The following is a 15,183-nucleotide window of genomic DNA, read 5'->3' on the forward strand; positions in this document are numbered from 1 at the left end:
GCAAAATCACCGGCTTCGCCGTTTTCGTCCTCAAACGCCGTACGGGCTGAAAGGGGTGGGCGGGAGAGATCCGCCGCTAAGCGGCGGTTCAGGTCGGCGTCGCACGCGGGGGCTTGGGGCGGAGCCCCCGGTTTCGGGAAGGGGCGGGCTTGGGAAAAGAAGCCCGCCGCAGGCGAAGGAACCGCCGCCGGGTGAGCCGGACCCGCTAAGAAGCCGACAGCATGCCCGTCCGGTAGACCGTTCCGGCGCACGCATTGCCGATCGTCGCACCCGCCGACGGCGCACCCGCCGACGCCGTGAGGGACACCGTCACGCCGCCGTCCGCGACGCCGCCGTCCTCGCGGACCATCTGCGGTTCCGTACCGCCAGGCGCGCCGCCGTCCGTGCCGCCGGCCCCGCCGCCACTGGCGTCCTCCGTCGGAGACGGGTCGGGGGAAGGCTCGCCGCCCTCCGTGGGGCACGCCTCCGACGGCACCCACGCGAAGCGGACCTCGTACGCCGCACCCGGCTTGAGGACCAGCTGGCTCACCGCCTGCGCGGGATCCGGCAGCGCCGACGCCGCATCGCCCGCCACATGGTCGACGACGCTGATCTTCGCCGGGTCGGCCGCACCCGTCACCGCCGTCGAGACGGATCCCGCCGCGCTGACCGTGCAGCTGCTGCCGGAGACATTGGCGACCCGGAAGGAGCCGTACACCTTGCCGTCGGCCTCCGCCGCGCCCGCGGTGCCCGAGGCGTTGCCGAGCTGGTCGAGCGTGCAGGCGGGCGAGTCCGTGGACGCCGTGCCCGAGGGGTCGGGGCCGCCGGTCGCGCCGCTGCTCGCCTCACCCTTCCCCTTCTCGCCCTTGTCGCCCTTCTTGCCCTTCTTGTCTTTCTTGTCCTTGGAAGGGCCGGAGTCGCCGCTGCCCTCGCCCTTCTCGCCCCCGTCCTGGCCCTTGCCCTGGCTCGAACCACCCTGCGTCTGCTCGCTGTTGCCCGCTATCGAAGGACGGTCGTCCGAGCCGCCGCCCGAGTTCGTGACATGCACGAGGGCGGGGATGGCCGTACCGATGAAGAGCGCCGCGGCGGCCATGCCGACCACGGCCTGGCGCTTGCGCGCGCGGCGGGCCGGGACCGCGTACCGAAGGCGCTCAAGGGCGCGGTCGCCCGGCTCGATCTCCTGGACGGCCTGCCGCATCATGCGGCGCAGCGCCAGTTCGTCCGAGCCGAAGCCGTCGGCAGCGCCCGCGTCCGTGCCAGTGCCCGCCTTCGGTCCGGTCGATTCCTCGCCCCGGTCCTCGCCCTGGTCCTGGCCGTGGTTCACAGTTCCGTCCCCAGCGTGCTGCTCAAACTCGGCGTTCTCAGCGATCTCAGCGATCTCGGCGATCTCGGTGATCTCGGTGTTCTCATCGCGCTCTCGCCCGTACTCATGCTCATGCTTGCTCATGCCGGCGCCTCCATGGCGATCCGGAGAGCCGCGATCCCGCGCGAACCGTACGCCTTCACCGAGCCGAGCGATATGCCCAATGTCTCGGCGACCTGCGCCTCGGTCATGTCCGCGAAGTACCGCAGGACGAGGACCTCGCGCTGGCGGCGCTGAAGGCCGCGCATCGCCTTGATCAGCTCGTCCCGCTCCAGGAGGTCGTACGCCCCCTCCTCCGCGCTCGCCATGTCCGGCATCGGCTTGGAGAGCAGCTTCAGACCCAGGATCCGGCGCCGCAGCGCGGACCGCGACAGATTCACGACGGTCTGGCGGAGGTAGGCCAAGGTCTTCTCGGGGTCCCGCACGCGCTTGCGCGCCGAGTGCACCCGGATGAACGCCTCCTGCACGACGTCCTCGCAGGACGCCGTGTCGTCGAGGAGCAGCGCCGCCAGGCCGAGCAGCGACCTGTAGTGGGCGCGGTAGGTCTCGGTCAGGTGGTCGACTGTGGTGCCCGCGCTCATCGTCTCGTCAGCGCCCTCGCGCTGTGCCGGGATGCGGGCGGACCGCGTGGTGGGCATGGGCGCGATCACCGGCTTACCGGCGGGCGCACGGGGACGGCGAGGCGGGCGAAGGGCCGCGCCCCTCGCCTGAACCGCTGTGAAATCGAGTACCTCTGCCACGCCTGTTGGACACGCTCACCCCCGTGAGGGTTGTACGCATCGCGCAACGCGTTTGCGGCAGGCACCGTCTCCGACGGTGACGAAGCATCAAATGCCCCCATGCGTACCAGCTCTTCCCCTATGCCCATTTTTTGCAGCGCTTCGAGCCGCCCCCTGAGGGCGATCACAGAGACGCGCCCCGCCCTGCTGCCGGTTGCAGTGGACGGGGGCGAATCTTCGAACGCGGCGATGGTCCAGTTCAAGCGGTCCTGGCCACCGAGTTGGACACAGAACTTACACAGACCCCACAGAGACTTCCGATTCGGGAGCCCGCAGGAGCCCTCGAAGGGCCCGCGGACTAACGCCCGGTGAACTCGGCGGCCACCAGCTCGGCGATCTGCGCGGTGTTCAATGCGGCCCCCTTGCGCAGATTGTCCCCACAGACAAAAAGCTCAAGTGCGGCCGGATCGTCCAGCGAGCGCCGCACCCGCCCCACCCAGGTCGGGTCGGTCCCCACCACGTCGGCGGGCGTCGGGAACTCACCGGCGGCCGGATTGTCGAAGAGCACGACACCCGGAGCGGTGGCGAGGATCTCGCGCGCGCGGTCGACGGTGACCTCGTCCTCGAAGCGCGCGTGGACGGTCAGCGAGTGCGTCGTGACGACGGGAACGCGTACGCACGTGACGGCGACCTTGAGATCCGGCAGACCGAGGATCTTGCGCGACTCGTCCCGCACCTTCATCTCCTCGGACGACCAGCCGTCGTCCCGCAGAGTCCCGGCCCACGGGACGACATTCAGCGCCACGGGCTCGGGGAAGGGCCCCGTGTCGTCCCCGACGGCACGTCGTACGTCACCGGGGCTCGTCCCCAGCTCGGAGCCCGCCACCAGCGACATCTGCCGCCGCAACGTCTCCACACCATCCCGCCCGGCCCCGCTCACGGCCTGATACGAGGAGACGACCAGCTCGCGCAGACCGAACTCGGCATGCAGCGCGCCAATGGCCACGATCATCGACAGGGTCGTGCAATTGGGATTGGCGACGATGCCGCGCGGCCGTACGCGCGCGGCGTGCGGATTGACCTCGGGGACGACCAGCGGCACGTCCGGGTCCATCCGGAAGGCGGCGGAGTTGTCGACCACGACGACACCCTTGGCGGCGGCGATCGGCGCCCACTGCGCCGAGACCTCGTCGGGCACGTCGAACATCGCCACGTCCACACCGTCGAAAACGTCCTCGCTCAGTGCGAGGACCTCGACCTCCTCACCGCGCACGGCGGCCTTCCGGCCGGCCGAACGCGGTGAGGCGACGAGTCGGATCTCGCCCCAGATGTCGGCGTGCTGCGACAGGATCTGGAGCATGACCGTGCCGACGGCCCCGGTCGCTCCGACGACCGCGAGCGTCGGCTTACGGGTCATCGGCCGGTGCCTCCATAGACCACGGCCTCATCGGTGTCCGAGTCGAGCCCGAAGGCGGTGTGCACAGCGCGCACGGACTCGTTCGCGTCGTCGGCGCGGGTGACGACCGAGATGCGGATCTCAGAGGTCGAGATCAGCTCGATGTTGACCCCCGCGTCGCTGAGCGCCTCGAAGAAGGCGGCGGTGACGCCGGGGTTCGTCTTCATGCCGGCGCCGACCAGCGAGATCTTGGCGATCTGGTCGTCGTACCGAAGAGACTCGAACCCGATGGACGACCGCGTCTTCTCCAGGGCGTCGATGGCCTTCCGCCCCTCAGCCTTGGGCAGAGTGAAGGAAATATCGGTCAGCCCGGTCGAGGCGGCCGAGACATTCTGGACGATCATGTCGATGTTGACCCCGGAGTCCGCGATCGCGCGGAAGATCGAGGCGGCCTCGCCCGGCTTGTCCGGCACGCCGACGACCGTGATCTTGGCCTCCGAGGTGTCGTGCGCGACACCGGAGATGATGGCCTGCTCCACCTTGCGGTCCCCTTGCGGTTCGTTGCTGACCCACGTGCCCTGCAGCCCTGAGAAGGACGATCGCACGTGAATCGGGATGTTGTAACGGCGGGCGTACTCCACACAGCGGTGAAGCAGCACCTTGGAGCCGGAGCTCGCGAGCTCCAGCATGTCCTCGAAGCTGATCCAGTCGATCTTCCGGGCCTTCTTCACGACCCGCGGATCGGCGGTGAAGACACCGTCGACATCGGTATAGATCTCGCAGACCTCGGCGTCGAGGGCGGCGGCGAGGGCGACAGCGGTCGTGTCCGACCCACCACGACCCAGCGTGGTGATGTTCTTGCCCTCCTGGCTGACTCCCTGGAACCCGGCGACGATGGCGATGTTGCCCTCGTCGATCGAGGCCCGGATCCGCCCCGGCGTCACATCGATGATCCGCGCTTTGTTGTGGACGGAGTCGGTGATGACACCGGCCTGGCTGCCGGTGAACGACTGGGCCGCGTGGCCCAGGTTTTTGATCGCCATGGCAAGGAGGGCCATGGAGATCCGCTCTCCGGCGGTCAGCAGCATGTCGAATTCGCGCCCGGCAGGGATCGGGGATACCTGCCCGGCAAGATCGATCAACTCATCCGTCGTGTCACCCATGGCGGACACCACGACAACGACCTGATGGCCGTTCTTCTTGGCGTCGACAATCCTCTTGGCGACCCGCTTGATGCCCTCGGCATCGGCTACGGAGGAGCCTCCGTACTTCTGCACGACAAGGCTCACGTGCGCTCCTCGCTCAGTCCGTTTCTTACCGCACTGCTGCGGTCGGCTCAGTCTAACGAGCGGTCGAAATTCGCCTCGCAAATACCACATGGTGAGATGTCCCGCTCACTACGTGATCATCACGGGCATACGCTCCCGCTGCTCGGGAGGTACGTTCCGACCGCTCGGCTTGTCGCATGCCCGCTGTGGAGTGGGGCACTCCGGAAAGTGGGGTGGGTCACAGGTTCGGGGCGGTCCTGGCCGGGGGCCTCGGGCGGGGTTGGTGTCAGTGGGCGTAGTCCTTGAGCTTCTCGGTGTTCAGGGTGATGGCTACGGGGGCGGGGAGCTGGACTGTGGCTCCGTAGGCGTGGGTGGGGGTCTGCCGGTAGTCGCCTTCGTGTGGGTCGCTGAAGACGGTCAGGGTGCCGTTGTCCCGGTCGATGAGCAGGTAGACGGGGATGCCGGCGCGGGCGTAGCCGTGACGCTTCTCGTGGCGGTCGCGGCGGTCGGTGTCGCGGTCGTAGGAGGTGACCTCGACGACCATGAGGACGCCGTCAGGGGCCGCCCACTCGCCTTGCCCGGCGAAGGTGCCGATCGGAGCGAGCGCACCGTCGGGCTTGGCGCGGCCCGCGCGATCACCCGCGATGACCAGGCCCTGCTCGGGGTACAGGCCGAGTTCTGGGCGCTGCTGCATGCACTGCCGCAGCAGCCACATGACGATCTCTCCGTGGTCGCCGTCCGGCACGGGCTTGACCTCCAGCTTTCCGTCGATGAATTCAAGCGTCACCGTCTCGGGCGCCACGCCGGCGAATTCCTCGAAGTCCTCGACGGGCATCTGCGGGGGCACGCTCATACGCCACCTCGCCCCGTCGGCAGACCGGCGGCGCGCCTCAGCTCCGCCACCCGCTCGGTCACGTCCATCACCGGTGCCGCGGCGCGTGGGCGGGTCAGGAACGTGTCGGGTACGTATCCGATCTGGATGCCCAGGCGGGCCTCCTCCGCTTCGAACGCATCGCACTCCGCTCGGCAGTCGGCACAGATCCCGTTGACCAGTTCTGTCGTGGTCTCGGGCTCTTCGCAGAGTCCGCAGACGAAGATCGCGCGAGTGACGTGGGCTCGGGAAGGGGTCTTGGTCTTGGCAGGGGGCTTCGGTGGCATCTTGCTCTCCAGTCGGTTTCGGGCGAGCCCGCCCGGATTGGTGACCGTTGGCGGCAGCCCGGCGGTCAGGGCGTGGGTGATGTCCTGCGGGGTCGCACCGTGGTCCAGCCATTGCCCGGCAAGGGTTTCGAGGGCGCGGCACTCCCCATCGGAGAGGGCCATACGCCGGTCGGCCAGGCGGAGTTGGGCGAGGGTGCGGTACGCGGCGCTGGGCTCGGGCACGGCTTCTGGCTCGGGGGCCTGCTCCTCCGCCGGTTCCGGTACGCGGGCCAGGCCCGGGTGATGGTCGTGCGTGACGTCCCGCCCGTGCCGATCGCGGGCGAACTCGGCCCACCTCTGAGGGGACCTGGGCTCCCGCGACCAGTACGTCCTCGTCACCCAGCGCATCGAGTTGTCCTCGACGGTGAGGTGCTCCTTGATCCAGCGGAGGTGGCCGGCTTCGGTCAGGCGCCCCAGCGAGGTGCGGATGGCCTGCTGGCCGTACAGGGGGTGCTCGGCGGCGATGTCCTTGTAGCCCATCGCGGCGCCAGCGGGGAGGTGGTCGATGAACGTCGCGAGTTCGGCCTCGCGGGAGCCCAGATGTGCGAAATCGGCTTCGCTGTACGGTTCTTCGTCATCCGCGAGGCGTTTGCCGTAGCCCGTTTTGGCCATCGGGTGGGACGGGGACGGCAGGACAGGATTAGGGTTGGCATAAGCCACGGTCGACCTCTGATCGATCGTAGGACTAGGCCTCGGCTTTCGGTGTTGGCGCACCGGCCGGGGCCGTTCTATTGCCGCGAACGTAGAGCGGCTTTACGTTCTGGCGCAAGCTGATCACGGAACGTCACCCTTGAGGGTGACGGAGTGCCCAACTCCGTTATGGGATTGGTTAGTTGGTTGGTTTAGAACCCAACCAATACCAACCAAAACCATGGGAGGAGCTCGGGGCTCGGGGCCCGAAGCCCGGGGCTCAAGCTCCGGGCTGAACTGCGGAGATGAAGGCTTTCCAGGCGGGGGCGGGGATCGTGAGTTCGGGGCCGGCCCATGCGGGGAGCTTGGAGTCGCGGATGTGGACGGCGACTGGGCAGACGGCAGCTTCCACGCACGCGTCACGATCCCCTTCGCTATACGTGGACTTGCGCCACTCCAAGGCCGCTTCCAGGCAGGCGTCGCCCTCAGGGCCGCTGAAGCTGGACTTGAACCACTTGAGCGCGTCACTCACAGCTCATCCGCCATCCGCTCGATGAAGCGAGCCGAGTCCTCGGTACCGAGGGCCTCCATACGGATCACGCTAAGCCGCTCCGTGTACGAACTCACCACCTCGACATCGGAAGTGAGCTGACTCACCGACGAACCGTCGGCGTAGGCGAATCGCTCACGATCGCGAGTCTCCAGCAGAACCATCTGCCCCATGAGCCCAGCGGAGACCGCCCGCGCGTAGGGCAGTACCTGAATCGCGACGTTGTTTCGGCGGCCCAACTCCAGCAGATGGAGCAACTGCTCCTTGTCCACGTGGGGGCCGTGAAGTACAGCCTCGTACAGGGCGAAACTGCACGCTGCCAGCGGCTTCCGGGTGAGAAGTTCCTGGCGTTCCAACCGGCCCGCGACTCGCTGTTCCACCGTCTCCTCGTCCATCGGCGGAACGAAGGTGCTGATCAGCCTCCGCACATACGTCTCTGTCTGCAACAGCCCAGGAATCAGCACGACTTCGTACCACCAAAGGCTGGCCGCCTGCTGCTCGTACTGCATGAAGTCCTGCGCCCGAGGCGGGAACTTCTCGCCCTTCACGTAATCCTTGGCGGCGCTGAGCAGCCCCTCCGCATGGCACAACTCATCCGCCGCATCCAGCACCCGAGCCGTGGGCATCCGCACGCCCTGCTCCATGGCCTTGATGGTGTCCGGTGAGTAATTGGAGGCGGCGCCCAGTTCCTCACGGGTGACGCTGGCCCTGGCCTGCCAGCGCTTCAGCTGGTTGCCGCCGTAACGCCAAGTCGGGTTGTACTGAACGGACACAGCGGCCACCTCCGACGGATACACCTCCGCGTGTATCCCCTCAGTCACTACCGAGCGTAGCCCCGCGCTCCCCACCCTGTGACCATGACGAACGCAATTCACTGGCCGGAGTGGGTCCCGCTGACGGGGCACCAACTCCGCGTGTCCGGCGTCCACTTCGACGCACTGCGCATCCAGGGCGTACGAGGAGAACAGGTCGCCGCGCGGCTGATCGCGGAGACGGAGGGGGACGCCGGCCCCGTCATCTGCGAGGCGACGGGCTTCCGGTGGATGTACTTCCTGGTGGCGCCGGGGGCGGCGAAGGAACACCGGTGGCCCCTGGGCGTACAACGCTTCGGGACGCCGCGCACGGTGACGTACATCGGGATTCCGGCGCTGGAGGGCAATACGTGGCCGCTGTGCTGGTACTCGGAGCCGAGCGTTACGGCGCCGTATGTGGAGGCCGGGCGGCTGATGGAGGCGCTTGGCGGCCTGGTGAGTCCGTAGGCAGCGACGCTACCGCGCGGGCAGCAGCCAAGTTCCCGCGCACGGCCTTCGTCGTCGGGTGATCCTGGCCCAGCACCCGGACGCAGTCGGCCAACGTCTGCTCGTACAACGGAACCGCACGCCCCACATCACCCACCGACGTATACGCGGAGGCCAAGTTGTTCCGCAACGTCAACGTATCCGGATGATCCGCACCCAACACCCGCAGCCGATCCGCCAACGTCTGCTCATACAGCGGGATCGCACGCCCCACATCACCCGCCGACTTGAACGCGTAGGCCAAGTTGCTCCTCGACGCCAACGTATCCGGATGATCCGCACCCAACACCCGCAGCCGATCCGCCAACGTCTGCTCATACAGCGGGATCACGCGCCCCACATCACCCGCCAACGCATACGCACCAGCCAGGCTGCTCCTCGACGCCAACGTATCCGGATGATCCGCACCCAACACCCGCAGCCGATCCGCCAACGTCTGCTCGTACAAGGGGATCGCACGCTCCACATCACCCGCCGTCGCATATGTGTAGGCCAGGTTGCTCCGCGACGTCAGCGTGTCCGGATGATCGGCACCCAACACCCGAAGACGATCGGCCAACACCTGCTCGTACAACGAGATCGAACGCCCCACATCACCCGCCGACTCATACGCACCAGCCAGGTTGCTCCGCGACCTCAGCGTGTCCGGATGATCGGCACCCAACACCCGAAGACAATCGGCCAACGTCTGCTCGAAGACCGGAATCGCACGCCTCGCATCACCTGCAGCCTCATACACGTAGGCCAGGTTGCTCCGCGACCTCAGCGTGCTCGGATGATCCGCACCCAACACCCGAAGACAATCGGCCAACGTCTGCTCATACAGCGGGATCGCACGCCCTACATCACCCGCCGACTCATACGCACCAGCCAGGTTGTTCCTCGCGGCCAGCGTATTTGGGTGGTCGGCACCCAACACCCTGGTGGCCGCTTCCAGAGCGCGGTGACAGTACTCCGTGGCCTTGCGCACCTCGCCTTGTCCCTCGAGGTACGTCCCAACCTCATTGAGGACCGTGACCGTGTCGACCGTGTCCTCAGCAGGGCTCAAAGCCTTAAGGAGAGCCTCTGCGTGCGGTAGGAGGCTCCTCCATCTCGGCCATCCCTGCACATTGGACACCGGATCGTCCGGGAGCGCATCGAGTATCCAAGCTGCAGCCTGGTCACGGGCCGCGGTAATGAGGGCCTGGGAACGGTGGGGGTCGGCTCCTGATGGGGTGCGGGCCACCATCTGGACAAGGCGGTGGGCGCCGAGTGATGTGCGGTCGAGGGTGATCATGTTGTAGTTCGCCAGCAGGGCCAACAGTCCGGCGAGGTCTACGGGATTCTCGGCGAGCGGGGCGAACAGGCTGCGAGGGATGCCCGTCGGGGCGTACCAAGCGGCGATGCGCAGGATCTCCACGGCCCGAGGGTCGCGCTCGTGGAGGGCGTCCAGGCTGATGCGCCAGACGCTCGCCATGGTCCGTGTGGGGTCCGCGTCCGGCGGTGCGGCGCCCGTTGCGTCCTCCGGGTGCTGATGGAGCATCCTCCTGTACTCGTCGACCGTGATGGACGCCTGCGCGATGAAGGCACCTGCCTGCTGCAAGGCGAGCGGCAAGTGGCCCAGCTCCTCGGCCAGTTCCCGGGCTTCATCCTCGTCGCCTCCATCCGTCAGGCGGGCAAGCAGGTCCAGCGAAGCCTCGATGTCCAGCACAGGGAGAGGGATCGCCTCGCCGGCCCAGCCTCCCTTGCAGCGGCTGGTTATCAACTGGCGTCCATAGTCCCGGAGCTGGCCCGTAATCGCGCGCACGTCCTCAGGCTTCTCCACGTTGTCGAAGACCAGCAGCCAGCCCGGATGTGTCTGGAGCCATCCAATGGCCCACGACACCGCCTGCGCGGTAGCGAGGGCGTCGGCATCTCCCCTAAGCCGGGCCGCGAGCGCGGCCAAGCCCGCATCGATCAGCTCCGGGGTGTCGGAGCGGATCCACCACACCAAGCGGTACGACCCCAGATGGTCGTGGGCGTAATGCCACGCCAGCGTCGTCTTGCCGACGCCGCCCAGGCCGTGCAGGGTCTGCGTGATCGTCTGCTGGGAGTCCTCGGTGAGCGCGCGGTCCAGCTCGGCCAGGACTTCCTCCCGGCCGACGAAGATTCGCGACGTCAGATCCGACAGGTTGTGCACGCCAGGCGGGACCTCGATGTCGTACGCCGTACGCGGCGGCTCAGCGGGTGTCACCGCCGTGACATGGTCCAGGACCATTTCTCCACCCGATGCCTTGATCGCCATCGCGAAACCCGGCCTCGCCGCGAGGGACGCGACGGCCACCGCCGTGAGTTGATCAGCCTCGTAATCCCGCGCGCGGTCAGTCGTGACCACCCCGACCAGCCGCCCCCGCGCGAACAGCGCAGCCCCCGACGCCCCCGCCCACCGCGACTTCCCGTCCGGCTTGCTCGGGGTGGCGACTCGGTCGACGTACGCGGTGATCAGACCGCCCGACTTCAGGCCGGTCAGCGTCTCGACATGGCCCCGGATCTCCTTCGTGTCCCGGACCTGGTCACGCTTCTCCGAACGGGGGAAACCAACTGCCAGGCAAGTGAGTTGGGATTCACCGACCGTCGGCTCGATCCGCCCCCACCGCACAGGCTCGGCACCGCCCGGCGGTGTCCACTCAGCGTCCGTGATCCGAATCAGCGCCGCATCCGCCTGAGGCTCCCGCTCCAGGTCCGGCTCCTGCCCCTGCTCCGGCCACAGCACCTCCGCAGCGGACCAACGCGTACGGCCCTCGCGATCGAGCAGGCGGACTTCCAACTCCCTCGCTCCGCCCGCGACATTGTGAAGCGCCGTCAGAACCAGCCGGTCCGCAACGAGATACCCACTGCCCGCCCGCTTGCCCGACGGGCTCCAGATCTCCATGACCCGTCGTACGTCCATGGGGTGGCCGCCCTACTCGGGGCGTTCCTCGGCGGACTCATCGCCGACCCGCGCGTCCTCCCCCGTCTGCGGATCCACCGGCTGGAGGGTGAGCTTGACGCGGCTCACCGTCCCCTTGGCCCTCGCCGCCTTCGCCTCCGCACTGAACGGCAGCACGAACACCTTCGCCCGCGCCTCGCCGTCCACGCGTACGTCCACGGAGAACTCCAACTCGACCGGGCCGGTACGGAATTGGACGCCCTGCCCGCGCCCCTCATCGGCCGCCCGCTGCAACTCCCCGCGGATCGCCCCGATCGCCTCGGCCAGACCCGCCCATGCCTCGTTGTCCGCCATGGCCCCCGCCCCCTAGCGCAGTTGCGTAACTCAGCGTATCGCCGTACTCAGCAACTGGGCGCCGTTCAGGGCCATTTCGCCCCGGTCAGGCAGCTCCGACGATCCGATCGCCGTACTCAATGGACACCGTGATCTTGGCGCCAAGCGCCGCCGCGTAGGTACGCATGGTCTCCAAGTTATGGATTTCGCCGCGCTCGATCTGCGACACCCGCGCCTGGGAAATGCCGACGGACTCGGCGACCTGCACCTGCGTCAGGCCCTGTTCCTCGCGAATCTCCCGCAGATGCTGCCCCAGCACGTACGCCTCAGTCGCGGTACGCGCCGCCTGCTTGCGTTCCTCCCACGCGGCATCGGGCACCTCGGACTGGCTTCCGCGCATCCGACGCTTGGCCTCTGTCCAGCTACTGTGCCGACTCATCGGGCGCCTCCGTCTTCTGCGGTCCCAGCCGCACTCGCCAGATACTCGTCAGGTCAACGAGCGAATGGCGACCACGAATCAGGGACCGCAGGCCTCCGGCGACCTCGGGCAGAAGCTGGAGCTGAAGCTGGAGCTACTGGATCGAGCGCAGGCCCAGTGGGCCCGCGAGCTCCTCCGCCATCACCTTGCCCGCCGCCTCCGCCAACGCGTCCTCCGCCAGGTCCTCGTCCGTGTCCAGGCCGTTCAGGTCCTCCAACGGCTGGTTCAGGCGGACGTGGGCCACCAGGGACTGGAGGGCTCGGAGGGCGGCCGAGGCCGTTGAGCCCCAGTTGGAGAAGTACGAGAACTGCCACCACCAGAGGGCCTCGGTCGTGCGGCCCGCGCGGTAGTGCGCCAGGCCGTGCGAGAGGTCCGCGACCACGTCCGCCAAGTCGTCCGAGATGCGGGCCGCGACCGGGGCCTTGCGGGGCTCGTAGGGGTCGAAGACCTCCGAGTAGACGTCCACCGGCTCCAGGAGGAGCGCCAGGCGTTCGCGGAGGTCGTCCACGTCGCGCTCCGGGCCCAGGTCCGGCTCGTAGCGCTCCTCGGGGACGATGTCCTCGTGCGCGCCCAGGCGGCCGCCGGCCAGGAGGAGTTGGGAGACCTCCAGGAGGAGGAAGGGGACCGCCGAGTCCGGCTCGTCGCCCTTTGCCACCTCCGTCACCGCCACGATGAAGCTCTCGATCTGGTCCGAGATCTGCACCGCGAAGGAGTCCGGGTCCTGGGACGTGGAGTGGATCAGCTTCGCTCCGGCGTCGGCTCCGGCGTCGGACTGCTGCGTCTGCGACTTCTGCTGCTTAGACATCTAGGAGTCGTCTCCCCTCGAAAGCGCGGCCCAGAGTGACCTCGTCCGCGTATTCCAGATCTCCCCCGACAGGGAGCCCGCTGGCCAGGCGGGTGACCTTCAGGCCCATGGGCTTGATCATGCGCGCGAGGTACGTCGCCGTGGCCTCGCCCTCCAGGTTGGGGTCCGTGGCCAGGATCAGTTCCGTGACGGTGCCGTCGGCCAGGCGCGCGAGGAGTTCCCGTATGCGGAGATCGTCCGGGCCCACGCCCTCGATGGGGCTGATCGCGCCGCCCAGGACGTGGTACTTCCCGCGGAACTCGCGGGTGCGTTCGATCGCGACTACGTCCTTCGGCTCCTCCACGACGCAGATGACGGAGAGGTCGCGGCGGGGGTCTCTGCAGATGTTGCAGAGTTCTTCCTGCGCGACGTTTCCACAGGTCGCGCAGAAGCGGACCTTGTCCTTCACCTCTAGGAGGGCGTGCGCGAGACGGCGTACGTCCGTCGGCTCCGCCTGCAGGATGTGGAAGGCGATCCGCTGCGCGCTCTTGGGACCGACGCCGGGCAGCCTGCCCAACTCGTCGATGAGGTCCTGGACCACGCCTTCGTACACGGGACGCCTTTCCTTCTCTTTCTCGGGCTCTTTCTAGGGTCGAGCTCTGGTACGTACGGTAGTTGGCCGGGGGGTTTCTTAGAAGGGAAGGCCCGGGATGCCGCCGCCTCCCAGGCCCTGCGCGAGCGGGCCCAGCTTCTCCTGCTGGAGCGCCTGCGCGTTCTCGTTCGCCGCCTGGACCGCCGCGACGATCAGGTCGGCGAGGGTCTCCGTGTCCTCCGGGTCGACCGCCTTGGGGTCGATGACGAGGCCGCGCAGTTCGCCCGAGCCGTTGACCGTCGCCTTGACGAGACCGCCGCCCGCCTGGCCCTCGACCTCCGTGCGAGCGAGCTCCTCCTGCGCCGCGGCGAGGTCCTGCTGCATCTTCTGGGCCTGCTGGAGCAGCTGCTGCATGTTGGGCTGGCCACCACCGGGGATCACGATCAGCTCCGTTTCATGGGGGTCACATAGGGATGGGCTCGCATATGGATGGGGTCACATATGGATCTTTTGTGGGGGTTTTCTGGGTTCACCAGGCGGGTTTTTCCACCTGGAATGAGCCTACGTGGTCGGGGGTGCGATCGCCCCAGCACTCTTTCGAGTGAGATCAGCGGTCCTCCTATACCTGATCAAGGACCTCTTCCGGGCGGAAATACCGCGAAAACGGGCTGACGGCCACCCATTGGGCGGTAGGACTGGGGCTGCGCATCAGCACCAGGTGTCACAGGGCGCTTACCGTACGGAACCGCCGCAGGGAACAGTCAGGGATCTCGTAGAGGTAGAGGGAGTGCCGTGAGCCAGCCGGATATGCAGCCCGAGGGGGTGCCCCATGACGGGCACGGGCAGGGTGCCGGGGCGGGGGCGCAGGAGAGCGCCCGGGGCGGCACCGAGGGCTCCCGGGCCGGGGATCTGACGGGGCGGAGCTTTCCGCTCGGGGACTGGGGCGAGCCGGCCCAGCGGCTCGACGAGCTGTACCGGTGGGTGGAGCGGGGGGCGCTGAATACGGCGGCCTGGTATCTGTCCGACCGCGCGTGGAAGCGGCGCGGGGCGCGGTTCTCGCGCGTGGGCGCGGCGGTGGGAGCCGTGGGGGCGGGGGTGTTTCCGCTGCTCGATCTGGCGGGGGCGGCGGGGCATGTCGCCGCGTGGGGGTTTGTCTCGCTGCTCGCGGGGGCGGCGTGCGTGGGGTGCGACCGCTTCTTCGGGCTCACCTCCGGGTGGATGCGGGACGTGGCCACGGCTCAGGCGGTGCAGCGGAGGCTGCAGGTACTGCAGTTCGACTGGGCTTCGGAGAGCGTGCGGGAGGTCCTCGGGCCCACGGAGGGGACGGCGAGCGAGGCGGCCGAGCGGTGCCTGGGGGTCCTTCGGCGGTTCTCGGAGGACGTGACGGAGCTTGTGCGGTCCGAGACGGCGGACTGGATGGTGGAGTTTCGGTCCGGGCCCGCGCCGCTTGCCATGCAGGCGTTGGTCCCCGCCTCCCGGGGGGAGGCGGGGCCGGCCCCCGCGCGGGCCGCCCTGCCGCCGGGGGCGCGGCCGAACATGCCTCGGCAGCGGCCGCCGGAACCTCGTTGAGAAGGTGGGCTCCGGCTGGTGCATTGAGAGACCTGCGGGTCGGTGGGGGCTTGTCGCGCAGTTCCCCCGCGGCGCCCGCGCGGGCGCCCCCGCCCGATCAACTATATAATAAGAGCTATACACAGACCCGCCCGAAGCGC

At 68.2% G+C, this 15,183-nt stretch carries 16 protein-coding genes; 2 read left to right on the forward strand and 14 right to left on the reverse strand.

Features of this window, described 5'->3' with window-relative positions; genetic code table 11:
* Positions 1 to 205: 205 nt before the first annotated feature.
* The 8 genes from ACFWY6_RS02025 to ACFWY6_RS02060 form a co-directional block, all read right to left on the reverse strand.
* Positions 206 to 1,426: a hypothetical protein gene (locus ACFWY6_RS02025; protein ID WP_384685263.1), complete on the reverse strand. Its 1,221-nt coding sequence runs from the start codon at positions 1,424 to 1,426 to the stop codon at positions 206 to 208.
* Entirely contained in the window at positions 1,423 to 2,082 is a 660-nt protein-coding gene (locus ACFWY6_RS02030) for a SigE family RNA polymerase sigma factor (RefSeq protein WP_384685266.1), read from the reverse strand. The genes ACFWY6_RS02025 and ACFWY6_RS02030 overlap by 4 nt, the downstream gene beginning before the upstream one ends.
* A gap of 337 nt (positions 2,083 to 2,419) precedes the next feature.
* Positions 2,420 to 3,478: an aspartate-semialdehyde dehydrogenase gene (locus ACFWY6_RS02035; RefSeq protein WP_384685268.1), complete on the reverse strand. Its 1,059-nt coding sequence runs from the start codon at positions 3,476 to 3,478 to the stop codon at positions 2,420 to 2,422.
* Positions 3,475 to 4,746, reverse strand: coding sequence for an aspartate kinase (locus ACFWY6_RS02040; protein WP_384685270.1), 1,272 nt, complete (start codon positions 4,744 to 4,746; stop codon positions 3,475 to 3,477). Before ACFWY6_RS02040 ends, ACFWY6_RS02035 begins: the two co-directional genes overlap by 4 nt.
* 265 nt (positions 4,747 to 5,011) lie before the next feature.
* On the reverse strand, positions 5,012 to 5,578 hold the full coding sequence (locus ACFWY6_RS02045; RefSeq protein ID WP_384685273.1) for a Uma2 family endonuclease: 567 nt from the start codon (positions 5,576 to 5,578) through the stop codon (positions 5,012 to 5,014).
* Positions 5,575 to 6,534 (reverse strand): hypothetical protein, encoded by a 960-nt coding sequence (locus tag ACFWY6_RS02050; protein ID WP_384685276.1) that lies wholly within the window; start codon positions 6,532 to 6,534, stop codon positions 5,575 to 5,577. Before ACFWY6_RS02050 ends, ACFWY6_RS02045 begins: the two co-directional genes overlap by 4 nt.
* A gap of 298 nt (positions 6,535 to 6,832) precedes the next feature.
* On the reverse strand, positions 6,833 to 7,084 hold the full coding sequence (locus ACFWY6_RS02055) for a DUF397 domain-containing protein (protein ID WP_384685279.1): 252 nt from the start codon (positions 7,082 to 7,084) through the stop codon (positions 6,833 to 6,835).
* Complete coding sequence (locus ACFWY6_RS02060) at positions 7,081 to 7,875, reverse strand: helix-turn-helix domain-containing protein (RefSeq protein WP_384685282.1); 795 nt, start codon at positions 7,873 to 7,875, stop codon at positions 7,081 to 7,083. Before ACFWY6_RS02060 ends, ACFWY6_RS02055 begins: the two co-directional genes overlap by 4 nt.
* An 84-nt stretch (positions 7,876 to 7,959) precedes the next feature.
* Between ACFWY6_RS02060 and ACFWY6_RS02065 the strand changes: the two genes are divergently transcribed.
* Entirely contained in the window at positions 7,960 to 8,361 is a 402-nt protein-coding gene (locus tag ACFWY6_RS02065; RefSeq protein WP_384685284.1) for a hypothetical protein, read from the forward strand.
* On the opposite strand, the gene ACFWY6_RS02070 is transcribed toward ACFWY6_RS02065, so the two are convergent.
* The 6 genes from ACFWY6_RS02070 to ACFWY6_RS02095 all read right to left on the reverse strand — a co-directional run bounded on the left by ACFWY6_RS02070 (position 8,297) and on the right by ACFWY6_RS02095 (position 13,915).
* Positions 8,297 to 11,290 carry a tetratricopeptide repeat protein gene (locus tag ACFWY6_RS02070; protein WP_384685287.1) on the reverse strand — a complete coding sequence of 998 codons (2,994 nt, stop codon included), beginning with the start codon at positions 11,288 to 11,290 and terminating at the stop codon, positions 8,297 to 8,299. The two genes, ACFWY6_RS02065 and ACFWY6_RS02070, sit on opposite strands and share 65 nt — an antisense overlap.
* Before the next feature lie 30 nt (positions 11,291 to 11,320).
* The gene (locus tag ACFWY6_RS02075; protein WP_384685290.1) at positions 11,321 to 11,641 is read right to left on the reverse strand and encodes a trypco2 family protein; all 321 of its coding nucleotides are present in this window, start codon (positions 11,639 to 11,641) and stop codon (positions 11,321 to 11,323) included.
* A gap of 85 nt (positions 11,642 to 11,726) precedes the next feature.
* Positions 11,727 to 12,059, reverse strand: a complete 333-nt coding sequence (locus ACFWY6_RS02080) for a helix-turn-helix domain-containing protein (RefSeq protein ID WP_384685293.1) — start codon at positions 12,057 to 12,059, stop codon at positions 11,727 to 11,729.
* Positions 12,060 to 12,192: 133 nt separating this feature from the next.
* Complete coding sequence (locus ACFWY6_RS02085; protein WP_361826954.1) at positions 12,193 to 12,903, reverse strand: DUF5063 domain-containing protein; 711 nt, start codon at positions 12,901 to 12,903, stop codon at positions 12,193 to 12,195.
* The gene (gene recR, locus ACFWY6_RS02090) at positions 12,896 to 13,495 is read right to left on the reverse strand and encodes a recombination mediator RecR (RefSeq protein WP_030781910.1); all 600 of its coding nucleotides are present in this window, start codon (positions 13,493 to 13,495) and stop codon (positions 12,896 to 12,898) included. Before recR ends, ACFWY6_RS02085 begins: the two co-directional genes overlap by 8 nt.
* 78 nt (positions 13,496 to 13,573) lie before the next feature.
* On the reverse strand, positions 13,574 to 13,915 hold the full coding sequence (locus ACFWY6_RS02095; protein ID WP_266869678.1) for a YbaB/EbfC family nucleoid-associated protein: 342 nt from the start codon (positions 13,913 to 13,915) through the stop codon (positions 13,574 to 13,576).
* A gap of 351 nt (positions 13,916 to 14,266) precedes the next feature.
* Here ACFWY6_RS02095 and ACFWY6_RS02100 point away from each other — a divergent pair, with 351 nt between their 5' ends.
* Positions 14,267 to 15,043, forward strand: a complete 777-nt coding sequence (locus tag ACFWY6_RS02100) for an SLATT domain-containing protein (protein ID WP_384685297.1) — start codon at positions 14,267 to 14,269, stop codon at positions 15,041 to 15,043.
* Positions 15,044 to 15,183 lie beyond the last annotated feature (140 nt).

The organism is Streptomyces sp. NPDC059037, from assembly GCF_042740015.1.
Lineage (GTDB): Bacteria > Actinomycetota > Actinomycetes > Streptomycetales > Streptomycetaceae > Streptomyces.

Bases quoted from the DNA above. Each gene is read 5' to 3' on its own strand.
- ACFWY6_RS02025 (WP_384685263.1), bottom strand. From the start codon at position 1,426: ATGAGCAAGCATGAGCATGAGTACGGGCGAGAGCGCGATGAGAACACC.
- ACFWY6_RS02035 (WP_384685268.1), bottom strand. From the start codon at position 3,478: ATGACCCGTAAGCCGACGCTCGCGGTCGTCGGAGCGACCGGGGCCGTC.
- ACFWY6_RS02045 (WP_384685273.1), bottom strand. From the start codon at position 5,578: ATGAGCGTGCCCCCGCAGATGCCCGTCGAGGACTTCGAGGAATTCGCC.
- ACFWY6_RS02050 (WP_384685276.1), bottom strand. From the start codon at position 6,534: ATGGCCAAAACGGGCTACGGCAAACGCCTCGCGGATGACGAAGAACCG.
- ACFWY6_RS02065 (WP_384685284.1), top strand. From the start codon at position 7,960: ATGACGAACGCAATTCACTGGCCGGAGTGGGTCCCGCTGACGGGGCAC.
- ACFWY6_RS02070 (WP_384685287.1), bottom strand. From the start codon at position 11,290: ATGGAGATCTGGAGCCCGTCGGGCAAGCGGGCGGGCAGTGGGTATCTC.
- ACFWY6_RS02075 (WP_384685290.1), bottom strand. From the start codon at position 11,641: ATGGCGGACAACGAGGCATGGGCGGGTCTGGCCGAGGCGATCGGGGCG.
- ACFWY6_RS02080 (WP_384685293.1), bottom strand. From the start codon at position 12,059: ATGAGTCGGCACAGTAGCTGGACAGAGGCCAAGCGTCGGATGCGCGGA.
- ACFWY6_RS02085 (WP_361826954.1), bottom strand. From the start codon at position 12,903: ATGTCTAAGCAGCAGAAGTCGCAGACGCAGCAGTCCGACGCCGGAGCC.